Genomic DNA, 11,813 nt, shown 5'->3' with positions numbered 1-11,813 from the left:
GACTTTCCTTGAGCACCACAACATCCACGACGACCACGCCGGCATGGCACGACGTCACCGCATGCGCTTCCGACCGCGTCGAAGCACTCCTCACCGAGCTCACGCTCGAGGAGAAGATCGCCCAGCTGTTCGGCGTCTGGGTCGGTGCGTCCAGCGAGGGCGGGGACGTTGCCCCGCATCAGAACGACATGGACGACGTCGTCGACCTCGATGCGCTCCTGCCGAACGGGCTCGGCCAGTTGACTCGGCCGTTCGGCTCGGCTCCGGTCGACCCGGCGCTCGGGGCGCTGTCCCTCCTCCGCAGCCAGCGCCGGATCGCGGCATCCAACCGGTTCGGCATCCCGGCTGTTGCGCATGAAGAGTGTCTTGCCGGCTTCGCCACCTGGGGGGCGACCGCCTATCCGGTGCCCCTCGCCTGGGGTGCCTCGTTCAATCCGGGGCTCATTGAGCGGATGTCACACCGCATCGGGTCCGACATGCGCTCGGTCGGCATCCACCAGGGCCTTGCCCCGGTGCTCGACGTGGTGCGGGATGCCCGCTGGGGTCGCGTCGAAGAGACCATCGGTGAGGACCCGTATCTCATCGGCACCATCGGAACGGCGTACGTCCGTGGCCTCGAGTCCGCAGGAATCGTCGCAACTCTCAAGCACTTCGTCGGATACTCGGCGTCGAAAGCCGGCCGTAACCTCGCGCCGGTCTCGGTCGGTCCGCGTGAACTCGCTGACGTGCTGCTCGTCCCGTTCGAAATGGTCATGCGGGAAGGCAAGCCGCGTTCGGTCATGCACTCCTACACCGACATCGACGGCGTGCCATCCGCGGCTGACGAGTCGCTGCTCACCGGAGTCCTGCGCGACACCTGGGGTTTCGACGGCACCGTCGTGGCCGACTACTTCGGGATCGCCTTCCTAAAACTGCTTCACGGCGTCGCGGGTTCGTGGGGCGAGGCCGCTGCTCTCGCGCTCACTGCGGGCGTGGACGTCGAACTGCCGACGGTGAAGACCTTCGGTGCGCCGCTGGCTGAAGCGGTCCGGTCGGGCGACCTGCCCGAGGCGGTCATAGATCGTGCCCTCCGGCGTGTGCTGCGCCAGAAAGTCGAACTCGGACTGCTTGATCCTGACTGGGATGCCACGCCCGAAGCGTTGCGGGACGTCGACGTGGACAACGCGGAAGGCATCCGCGGCACCATCGACCTGGACAACGCCGGCAATCGGGCGGTCGCCCGCGAGATCGCCGAACAGTCCATCGTGCTTGTGAACAACGACGGGACCCTTCCGCTCGCCGCCCCGCGCCGGATTGCTGTCGTCGGGCCGACGACCGACGACCCCTTCGCCGTTCTCGGCTGCTACTCGTTCCCTGCGCATGTCGGCGTGCAGCATCCTGACACACCCCTCGGTATCGAATTGCCTACCCTGCTGGATAGTCTCCGCATCGAGTTTCCTGAAGCCGACATCGAATACGTGCCAGGCACAACGATCGACGGAGGAGAAACCGCCGGGATCTCCGCAGCGGTGGATGCTGCGACGCGGGCGGACGTCGTCATCGTCGCCCTCGGCGACCGGGCCGGGCTTTTTGGCCGCGGCACGAGCGGTGAGGGCTGCGACGTCGAGTCACTCCGCCTGCCCGGTGCCCAACAAAACCTTCTCGACGCCGTCCTGGCAACATCGACTCCTGCCGTCGTCACGCTGCTCGCTGGACGACCGTACGCGCTGGGATCCGCTGTCACGGGCGCCAGCGCGATCGTGCAAGCGTTCTTCACAGGAGAAGAAGGAACCGCCGCGCTCGCCGGCATCCTCTCCGGCCGGGTCAATCCGAGCGGACGCCTGCCTGTCAGCATCCCGGCCTCAGAGGGAACGCAGCCGTCCACATACCTGGCCGCTCCCTTGGCACGCTCCAACGGAGTGTCGAGCATCGACCCGACCGCGGTCTTCGCGTTCGGGCACGGGATCGGGTATACGACCTTTGACTGGAGCGCCGGCGAGCACGGTCCGGGTACGGTCGGAGTCGACGGCACGGCGACCCTCGGCCTCCGTCTCCGCAACACCGGGGACCGTGCTGGGACAGAAATAGTCCAGATTTACGTCCACGATCCGGTCGCGTCAGTAGTGCGCCCGGTGCAGCGTCTGGTCGGTTATCAGCGCGTTGACCTGAAGCCGGGCGAATCCGTCGAGCTCTCGATACACGTTCCCGCAGATGTCACCGGCTTCACCGGCCGAAACGGCGAGCGGGTCGTCGAACCGGGAGAGATCGTCCTTGGTCTCGGAGCGTCGAGCACCGACATACGGATCACGCACTCGGTGCAGCTCTCCGGTGAAGCCCGCGTCGTGGGCTTCGACCGGGCCTTCCACCCGAGTTTCAACGAGATCGCACGGAGCGCCTCATGAGTGTCGATCACCGCCGGGTGACCGCGCAGGTCACCGTGCTGGACTCCGTTGGCAACCCTGTGCGCAACGCGGATGTCACCGTCGAACAGCAGCGTCATGACTTCGCCTTCGGCAACATCGGTTTCGACTTCATCCCGCTCGCCAATGGGGAGACCGAGCAGAATGCCGCGGCGGAGCCCGTTTTCGGCGGGGCAGGGCTCGCCGGCCTGCCGGAGCTCGAGACGATGTGGCTCGATCTCTTCAACACTGCGACCCTTCCGTTCTACTGGCGAGGATTCGAGCCGACCCGCGGCAAGCCTGACACCCGAAGGCTTCTCCGGACCGCCTCGTGGTTCGCTGAGCACGGAGTGACGGTGAAGGGGCATCCGCTTACCTGGCACACGCTCGCGCCCGAGTGGCTCACCGGTCTACCAGTGGCGGAGATCGAGCGGCTGCAACGCGAGAGGATCCGACGCGAGGTGACCGACTTCTCTGGGGTCATCGACACGTGGGACGCCATCAACGAAGTCGTCATCATGCCCGTGTTCACTGCAGAGGAAAACGGTATCACCCGGCTTGCGCAGAGCATTGGTCGCGTGCCCATGATTCAGCTCGCGTTCGAGGAAGCTCGCGCCTCGAACCCTTCGGCGACGCTCGTCCTGAACGACTTCGACTTGTCGAGCGACTACGAAGCTCTGATCGAGGGCGTGCTTGAGGCGGGGATTGCTGTGGACGCGATCGGCCTGCAGACGCACATGCATCAGGGGTATTGGGGAGAAGAGACCATGCTCGCGATGATCGACCGATTCGCCCGCTTCGGGCTGCCCCTCCATCTGACCGAGACGACTCTGCTGTCGGGGGACCTCATGCCGCCGGAGGTCGTCGACCTCAACGACTATCAGATCCCATCCTGGCCATCGACGCCCGAGGGAGAGGCTAGGCAAGCGGACGAGATCGTCCGCCACTATCGCTCACTCGTGGGCCACCCGGCCGTGCGGGCCATCACGTACTGGGGGCTCACCGACGACGGAGCGTGGCTCGGTGCGCCGGGCGGATTTGTTCGCGCCGACGGCACGCCGAAACCCTCGTTTTACGCACTGCGGTCGCTGATTAAGGGCGAATGGTGGCTGCCGCGAACGACGATGCGCACGGATCATGACGCACGCTTGTCGATCACGGGTTTCTTCGGTGATTACGTGATCAAGCGCGACGGGCAGAGTGCACCGGTCTCCCTCTCGCGGGGGCGTGAAACGGCCACCGTCCGATTCCGCTGACCGACGGCGGACCAACGCCGCGTGTAGTGACACCGTTCGTCTGGGGGAGTTGCACTCACCACGATCGGACGTCGACCCGCTGAGGGGCGCTGGTTCAACCACTTGTCAGCCCGTACTTATCCGTACCAGCGCATAGGCTTGTAATGATGAGAACCGCGAAAATCCGCGGGATTCTGCGCGGGACTGGTAGGTGTTGTCAGCACGGCCCGGGCGGGCGGTGCTGTCGCCTCTGCCGGGCAGAACTATGAGCTGGATGCCATCGCAGCGGTATTCATCGGCGGTGCGGCGGTTCAGGGCGGAATAGGAACCATCATCGGGGCGGTCATCGGAGGCCTCGTTATGGGCGTGCTCAATATGGGCCTGTCGATTCTCTCCGTCGATGCCGCCTGGCAAATGGCCATCAAGGGCCTGGTGCTTCTGCTGGCCGTCGCCTTCGGTATTTTCAACAAGCGCCGTTCCGGGGGAAGATGAGCAGCGACTACAACTGATTTCGAGAGGCATAGGGTTGACGGCTTCACAGCTGACCAAGCTGGACGGTACGCGAAGAACCAAGGCGGCGCCGCTCCAGAGCACGGACACGATCCGGCGCACCAACTTGTCGTTGATTTTGGGCTTGCTCCACAGGGGAGGACCGCTGTCGCGTGCCAACCTGACGAAGCGGACGGGGTTGAACCGCTCAACTATAAGCGCCCTTGTCGCCGAGCTCGGGGACCTCGGGCTTGCCTACGAAACAGAACCGCCTGCCATAGGGCGTGTCGGACGGCCAAGCCCCCTCGTTCATCCCAACGAAAAGGTCGCGGCCTTAGCCATTAATCCAGATGTAGATGCCGTGACCGTCGGGCTTGTCGGCCTCGGCGGTCACGTTCATCGCAGGATTCGTTATGAGGCCGCCACGCAACCTTCCGTAACGGAAACAGTGAACATCAGCCGGGCGATTGTAGAAGGAATGCAGGCCGACCTGGACGCCATGGATCGGATTACAGGCGTTGGGCTTGCCGTTCCTGGACTCGTCAGATCGTCCGACGGGCAGATACTACTGGCACCGCACCTCCAGTGGGCCGATGAGCCCCTGGCGGCCTTCCTTGAGCAAGCCCTGGCCCGTCCGGTGCGTGCCGGGAATGATGCCACTCTGGGATCGCTCGCCGAAAGTATTTACGGGGCCGCCGTAGGGATCTCGGACGTAGTGTATCTGAACGGAAGCGCCAGCGGCATCGGCGGTGGCGTCATTTCCGGAGCCAGGACTTTGCGGGGTTCTGCAGGTTTTGCCGGCGAACTTGGACACACTCTGGTGCGAACCAACGGGGAAAAGTGCCATTGCGGAAGGTCCGGGTGTTTGGATGCCGAAGTCCGCCTCGAACGGCTGCTCGCCCCGCTCGGCCTTGCCCGGGCGGATCAGGACGAGCTGGAGCGGGCCATTGCCGAGCCTCCATCCCGGGAGCTACAAAAGGAAGTTGAACGGCAGATCGACCTCCTTGCGGTGGCACTGACGAATTTTGTCAACATATTCAACCCCGAAATGATCGTGCTCGGCGGGTTTCTGGGCTCTATCTTCTCCCTGGACCCCGAGCGCCTTATCTCGGCCGTGGCCGGGGAGACGATCGGGGGACTCGGAGCGGACGTCAAGATCAAAAGGACGGTTCTCGGGTCCGAATTGCTATTGGTTGGCGCCGCCGAGCTGGCATTTGCCCAGCTTCTCGCTGACCCCGCCGGGACGGCCTAAACCTTCCCTCGAGCCCTTATTTACTTCCTAAACAGAGGAGATGAATTGGTTCCGGGTCTGTTCTTCATAGCGTTCGCTATTGTGTGGTTCGTCCTCAGAAGCAAAATCGCCGAACGCCAAGCGTTGATCATCGCCACGTTCCTCCGTTCGCAGGACACACGGCAGGAGCAAATTGCGTCCGGCTTGTCGCAGTTTTACGTCCTTCTCTGTGCCTTCATTCTGATAGCCGGCATCACGATGTTGTCGGTAGACCTACTTTCAAATCCTTGGCTTGATTTGAAGCAGCCCCGAAAGCACCTCGCCACAGCAGCGACTTGACTAGGTTCAGCCCAGAGGCCCCACGAGCGGATCCCTCAACGCACAACGCTTCGGCCGCAAGTATTCCGAATTGGCCAGTCTTGCTTGGCCGGACCAGCAAGCTGATGATGCTCGTCTCTACCTGCGAGATATGACCAGGTAAAGATAAGCGCCACCGTGAGGCCGCCAGCTAGAGCGCCCACCGCATGGCCCGGCCCGAAGGCGAATAGGAGAACGAGCGACGGAATGACCAGGGCAAGCGTTATCGCTACAAGCCCGAGACCCCTCGTTGGCTTTTCGTTCCGTACCCATGAAGCGACGACCATGGTCAACATCAGTGCAGCAATCATCGCCAAGCTGGACCAATAGCTTCTTCTCGCCGGGACCTCGAAGATAGTAAGGACAGCGGCGGCTGCAAGGACGCCCATAAACCAAGCGAGACCATGAGCCGCTATCTTTTCGTCGTCTTCACGTCAGAACCCTCCGCCTCTTATCAGCATCCTGCTCAAAGCTGCCTTCGAATCAGGCACGAACCCGTATCTCTCTGTTCCTACGGGACGTGCGGTTCCACCAGCTAGTACCCTCAGCGAGGGTCCCTTAGTATTTCAGTCATCTCTTATCCCCTACTCACGCGATGAAGCAGTGGCACTCCTCATACTTCACATCGCTTTGGCTGGCTTTCTCATTTGGACGACATCACGGCTGCTGTACTCTATTTTTCGCCGGCGGCCCTGACTCTTCATCAGATTTTTATGCTCTCGCACGAAGCGTGATCAACTAGCGTCTTCGTTATGCTGTACCCAGCCGAAAGTGGAAACGTTGGGGGATAACCGTGAAAAGGTTCGAGAGACTATTGGTCGGGGCGGCGCTCTTCGCCGCGGCCATTGCCATGGTCCTTACGGCTGTCGTCGTGGGTGCAGTCCTCACGCCGGAAAACACTGTCTGGGGAAGCGCGCGAGCGGGAGTCGTCATCGCTATGGCCTGGCTCATTGCCTACCCCTTTCTGAAGAAGAGGGATCGGATGCGCTCCTGAATGCCCTCGGGTGAAGCGCGGAAGTCCAAGTAGGTCCCCCGGACCGTATTTTTTCCATCCCTCAGCGGGCCCCACCGCTGAGGGATCGGCAGGCGTCTCCTGAGGCGCACCTAGGATTGGGGTTCAGGGAACAACCTAGTGATCCCCAACGGGAAATCTTCCGACAGATCGTCCAGCACGCAGGGGATCCAACTGATGTGTTCGGCGAATGGCGACTCCGACCACGTCCACGTCCACGGACGCGGTACGTAGCAAAAGACGTGTACTCGTCTCCAGTTGAAGAACAGGGGGTGTGCACCACCGCGCACGGACCGACAGGATGCCGCCACCGCAGGACAAGAACCCGCAATCTCTATAGCCTAGGGATGTGGAGGGCGTATGACAGTTCGCAGCGCAGGCATTCTGCTGTACCGGCGGAGCCCAGAAGGGCACTTGGAGGTCTGGATCGCCCATAACGGTGGCCCCCACTGGACCGGCATGGACACCCGCGCCTGGACAATTCCAAAGGGAATATACCTCGACGCGGAGGACCCTCTGGTGGCCGCGCTGCGGGAGTTCGCCGAAGAAATCGGGACGCCGGCGCCTCAGGCGGACTACCTTGAGCTGGGCGCTTTCCGCCAGCCTTCGGGGAAGGTCATCACCGCCTTTGCCGCCGAATCGGATTTCCAGCCAGAGCACATCACCAGCAACACGTTTCCGCTGGAATGGCCGAAGGGTTCCGGTGTTGTGCGGGAGTATCCCGAAATCGACGATGCCAGATGGTTCAGAGAGTCCGAGGCGCGCAGGAAACTGGCGAAGGGGCAGGTACCGATCCTCGATGCCCTTGCCGAGTACCTTGGGAAGCTGGGCGGGTCCTGAGCGGGGCAGCTTTCAGACGACATTGTTCTCCGCACTGGGCGGTAGCAGAGCTAGGCAGGAGCGCCGGCACAGGTGGGAGACTTTCCACAGGTTCCTCGTCCTTGTCGAAATCGCTCATATAGCGGACCTTAGCAAGACTCGGTTCCTCGGGCAGCAAGACCGATCTCGATCCCTCATCGCGCCTTCCGATCCCGTGATCCTCTTACTGGCCTGGGCTACCGTATGAAGATAGGCCTGATGGAAGCACATGGGGTGGAGTGTGAAGCTAGGACGTTTTCTGCTGGCAGGTGTTGTCTTAGGTGCGACATCGTGTGCGGCGGCCGGTTCAGCACCGCCCAGCCCGCCCCCGGAGACTCCGAGAACATCTGAGGTCCAAAAGGGTCCTTCCCCTGAGGATCCGCACTCGCTGCAACTGGGTGAGGGCTCCCCAGCCAATGAGCAGGTCGCGCATGCGGCGAGCGAGTTAAGCGGAGCGCTGCAAGACGACGACCGACTCGCCTCTGTAGAAGTCATTGGTGGGAAGAAGATCGTCGTTCACTGGGACGGTCCCGTCGATTCTCGGTTGCAGAACCTCCTAGGGCGCTTTCCTGATGTAGAGATTGCGGTTGAAGCCACCGCCTGTTCGCCCGGAGAGGTGCGAGCGAAAGGTAAGGAGCTGTTCACATCCGATCCAGCAATCAAGGCTTTCGCCCTGACGCCTGATGGGTCGAGCGTTGAGCTACTGCTGGATCCGTCGCTTGAGTCAAAGAGCGACATCGACAGCTTGGAACGTACCTATGCTGAAACGTTCGGATGCCCCGTCAAAGTGGAATTCGGAACGGTAACGCCCGCCTGAGACGGGGAAAACGTCAATCGGATCCGAGTCCTCAGCGGACATTGGTGGCTTGTTGGTGCACTCTTTGCGCTGACGCTTATTGATTCGTATCGAGACGGACTGGGGTGGAACGCGAGGGTCCTCCGCACTCTTCAGATCCACCGATCCTTGTCCATTCCAGGGTTGCTTCGGTCCTCGCCAGGATTGTTCCGCTGGCGTCGAGAGCTTGTGCTGTGACTTCAGCAGGTTGAACCATGCCGGTTTGGATCTCCCAATTCTCCTCACTGATGCGCGAAGTGATGAAGTGAGAGAAGAGCCCAGTAAGTTGCCATTGTTGGGGTGCAGGCGTCGCAAAAGTATCTGGTGGAGACGAAGGTACAGGCGTGGCGGTTTGTTGTTGTGGTGGCCGAATAGGCACTCCGCTCGAGCAGCCTTCTTCATCGGAGCAGAGCTTCACTGCGGCCACTGAGCTAGCGCGGGATCCGCTTATTTCGACAGGAATTACCGTTGAGTGAGCTATTGCTGGGCATGCCGTGACCGCCGGAGGAGCGGAACATCCGCTTACGGCAGTAAGCATAACGAGCGCTGCTGTTATGGCCCCTGATATCCGCATGTCAACATCCTGTCAGAGGCGGTCCGCGCTTGGCCTCCGAAAGGATCCTTCACCGAGCTCTTTTGGGGTGGGTCTGACGCTCGTGCCTAGCGGACGTCGTCGTTCCATCACTTCTACCCTCACCTGGACTCTTGATGGCGCTCTTCCACAAACACGTCAAAGCGTGAAGCACTAGTAAGAGCAGCCGCCGAGGTAAATCCAGTCGATCCCTATCCCCTTGGGTGACGCGAAGTCGGCGCTGATCCGAAGCCGGGCACTCAGCGCCTGGTCACGTATCTGGTCAGGAGCACACCGTTAGGAAACGTCCGGGTCTCCACCAGGCTCAGGTTCACCCAGTTGCCCAGGGCTGTGAAGAACGGCGTGCCGCCGCCCAACAGGACCGGATGGGTGACGATCGCGTACTCGTCGATCAGACCGGCCCGCATGGCCGCCGCGGCGAGTGTGGCACCGCCGATGTCCATTGAGCCGCCGTCGTCGGCATTGAGCCGCGTGATCTCGATGACCGCGTCGCCGGTGACCAGGCGGGTGTTCCAGTCAACCGTGCTGGTCGTCGAGGAGAACACCATCTTCGGCATGTCTCGCCAGCGGCGGGCGAACTCGATCTGCGCAGGTGTGGCGTCGGGCTGCTGGTCGGCGGTCGGCCAGTGGGAGCTCATCGTCTTCCACAGTTTGCGCCCGTACAACGCCAGGCCCGTCGCTCCCACCCGGTCCGACCACCATTGGAACAACTCGTCACTCGGTACGCTCCATCCGAGATTGTCGCCGGGCGCGGCGATGTAACCGTCCAGGCTCACATTCATGCCGAAGGTCAGGTTGCGCATGGCGTCAGTCTCCCGTGAGGCGGTATTCGTTGTACAGAGCAGATGCTCCCCTGGGAAAGGATCCCTCGCCGTGCCGTCTCTCGGGTTAGTCCAACGCGGCCCTTGCGGCGCTCAGATGCTCGGGCGTGTGGTGAATCGGCGCCTGTACTCGGTGGGAGTGGTTGAGAAGGCTGCTCCGAAGTTTTGGCGAAGGGTTACGGCATTCCCGAAACCGCAGTCGGTCGCGATCTGCTCTATGGACAGGTCCGTGGTCTCCAGGAGTCGCCGGGCCGCATCGAGCCGGTGAACTCGGACCCAGGCTGCCGGTGTTGTTCCTGTTTTCGAGCGGAATGCACGGACGAAGGTGCGGCGGCTCATGTGTGCTTGATCAGCGAGCCGTTCGACTGTGAGTGCTTCCCGAAGATTGGCTAGCGACCATTCAAGGAGGCACGTGATCGGATCGTCACTGGACCGCTCTGGGACTGGATGTTCGATGTACTGCGCCTGTCCACCTTCACGGTGTGGCGCGACAACGAGACTGCGTGCCACTTGATTAGCGGCGCCTGCTCCGAGACGGTCACGCACGATATGTAGGCATGCGTCCAGCCCTGATGCAGTCCCTGCTGAGGTGAGGACGTCACCGTGGTCGATATACAGCACGGACTGATCGAGGGAGATGTCCGGGTGTCGGTCGGCCATAGTGGTGAACGCTTGCCAGTGGGTGACGGCCCTACGGCCGACGAGCAGGCCAGCGTCCGCCACGGCGATCGCGCCGAGGCACAGTCCGAGGACTGCGGTGTTGCGTGCACCCGCATTTTGCAGCGCGGATTGCAAAGCAGTGCTGATCGGGCGGCCGTCGTCAAACCATGACGGCACCACCACGACGTCAGCATCCTCTGCAACCTTTGGTCCTTGTACACCTGCTAGCTCGTAGCCCTCCGCTGTACGGACCGAGCCCGGCCGGTCCGAGAAGAGCACCGTTGACCACCCTGCAAGCCCCTGCCGGGCGACCTCATCAAACACCATCTGCGGCACGGCGAGATGGAACATCGTTACGCCGTCAAAGGCGTATACGGCGATCTGCAAGGGGCTCTCCTATCTTTGGCCTGAATTCATCGTATATGTGCCGTTGTGCCACTGTTCGCGCCCGACGTCTCACGGGAGGATTGATCTACGGTCCTCCGCCTGACACCACTACCCAGGAGATTTGAATCATGGCTACCCCGCGTCGCGCCCTCATCCTTGTCGATGTCCAGCAGCAGTACTTCAGTGGCATCTTTGAGATCCAGTACCCGCCACACCAGCAGTCCCTGCCGCGTATAGCAGCGGCCATCGATGCGGCCGCTGAAGCGGGCATGCCTATCGCGGTCATTCAGCACACCGCCGGTGAAGGAGCTCCCGTTTTCGCGCCCGGCACCGCGGAATTCGCCCTGCACCCCGAGGTCGAGAACCGCCGCACGGATGCATGGAAGAGCGTCGTGAAGCAGTACGGGTCCGTGTACGCCGGCACGGACTTGGCCGAGTGGCTGCGGCAGAACGACGTCGACACGGTGACCCTCGCCGGCTACATGACCAATAACTGCATCCTCGCCTCGGCCGTTGAAGCCGAAGCGATCGGATTCACGACCGAGGTGCTCTCCGACGCGACCGGGGCAGTCAGTCTCGCCAATGATGCAGGCTTCGTTGATGCGAAGACCGTACACACCACCCTGCTCACCCTATTGAATTCAAACTGGGCGCGCGTCGCCACCACCGACGCGTGGACCAACGCCGTGAACACGAAGGAAACGCTGCAGGGAAGCGACTTGGGCAGTTCGGCGGCGGCCGGAGCTGAACGCACCGCGGTCCCGACCCCGGCATAAGCGCCACCAATGTGCGCATGGCCGAGCCCGAGGGGGGGCAGTTCACGGCCACCAAGAGCTCACCGCGACTTGGTATAACGTGTGGCACATGCCCATCAAACTCGAGAACGTCGGCATCGCGGTCCGCGACCTCGACGCGACGATTGCTTTCTTTACCGACCTTGGGCTCACCGTCATTGGCC

Annotated in this window: 9 protein-coding genes and 2 pseudogenes; 9 read left to right on the top strand and 2 right to left on the bottom strand. The window is 62.1% G+C overall.

Annotated elements, in window-relative coordinates:
• Positions 1-8 precede the first annotated feature (8 nt).
• The 7 genes and pseudogenes from AC4D1W_RS16570 (at position 9) to AC4D1W_RS16540 (ending at position 8,377) form a co-directional block, all read left to right on the top strand.
• A complete protein-coding gene (locus tag AC4D1W_RS16570; protein ID WP_490899470.1) occupies positions 9-2,381 on the top strand; it encodes a beta-xylosidase/alpha-l-arabinosidase in 2,373 nt (790 codons plus the stop codon).
• Positions 2,378-3,634, top strand: coding sequence for an endo-1,4-beta-xylanase (locus tag AC4D1W_RS16565; protein WP_490899469.1), 1,257 nt, complete (start codon positions 2,378-2,380; stop codon positions 3,632-3,634). Before AC4D1W_RS16570 ends, AC4D1W_RS16565 begins: the two co-directional genes overlap by 4 nt.
• Positions 3,635-3,802: 168 nt before the next feature.
• Positions 3,803-4,105 (top strand): annotated as a pseudogene (locus AC4D1W_RS16560) (ABC transporter permease subunit); the annotation flags it as partial.
• Between the two features lie 34 nt (positions 4,106-4,139).
• On the top strand, positions 4,140-5,354 hold the full coding sequence (locus AC4D1W_RS16555) for an ROK family transcriptional regulator (RefSeq protein ID WP_490893003.1): 1,215 nt from the start codon (positions 4,140-4,142) through the stop codon (positions 5,352-5,354).
• A gap of 1,129 nt (positions 5,355-6,483) precedes the next feature.
• Positions 6,484-6,684, top strand: a complete 201-nt coding sequence (locus AC4D1W_RS16550; RefSeq protein ID WP_490893004.1) for a hypothetical protein — start codon at positions 6,484-6,486, stop codon at positions 6,682-6,684.
• A 378-nt stretch (positions 6,685-7,062) separates the two neighbouring features.
• On the top strand, positions 7,063-7,542 hold the full coding sequence (locus tag AC4D1W_RS16545) for an NUDIX hydrolase (protein WP_490893005.1): 480 nt from the start codon (positions 7,063-7,065) through the stop codon (positions 7,540-7,542).
• A gap of 247 nt (positions 7,543-7,789) precedes the next feature.
• Positions 7,790-8,377: a hypothetical protein gene (locus AC4D1W_RS16540; protein WP_490893006.1), complete on the top strand. Its 588-nt coding sequence runs from the start codon at positions 7,790-7,792 to the stop codon at positions 8,375-8,377.
• An 849-nt stretch (positions 8,378-9,226) separates the two neighbouring features.
• Here AC4D1W_RS16540 and AC4D1W_RS16535 read toward each other — a convergent pair.
• Both AC4D1W_RS16535 and AC4D1W_RS16530 read right to left on the bottom strand, forming a co-directional pair.
• Positions 9,227-9,790, bottom strand: coding sequence for a dihydrofolate reductase family protein (locus AC4D1W_RS16535; protein WP_490899468.1), 564 nt, complete (start codon positions 9,788-9,790; stop codon positions 9,227-9,229).
• Between the two features lie 111 nt (positions 9,791-9,901).
• A complete protein-coding gene (locus AC4D1W_RS16530) occupies positions 9,902-10,855 on the bottom strand; it encodes a GlxA family transcriptional regulator (protein ID WP_490899467.1) in 954 nt (317 codons plus the stop codon).
• A 128-nt stretch (positions 10,856-10,983) separates the two neighbouring features.
• Here AC4D1W_RS16530 and AC4D1W_RS16525 point away from each other — a divergent pair, with 128 nt between their 5' ends.
• Entirely contained in the window at positions 10,984-11,631 is a 648-nt protein-coding gene (locus AC4D1W_RS16525; protein ID WP_490893009.1) for an isochorismatase family protein, read from the top strand.
• Positions 11,632-11,719: 88 nt separating this feature from the next.
• Positions 11,720-11,813: pseudogene (locus AC4D1W_RS16520) on the top strand (VOC family protein); the annotation flags it as partial.

The organism is Arthrobacter sp. TJ-170, assembly GCF_058269305.1.
Note: the sequence above shows the minus strand (reverse complement) of the source record. Positions and strands in the feature narration are given on the sequence as shown.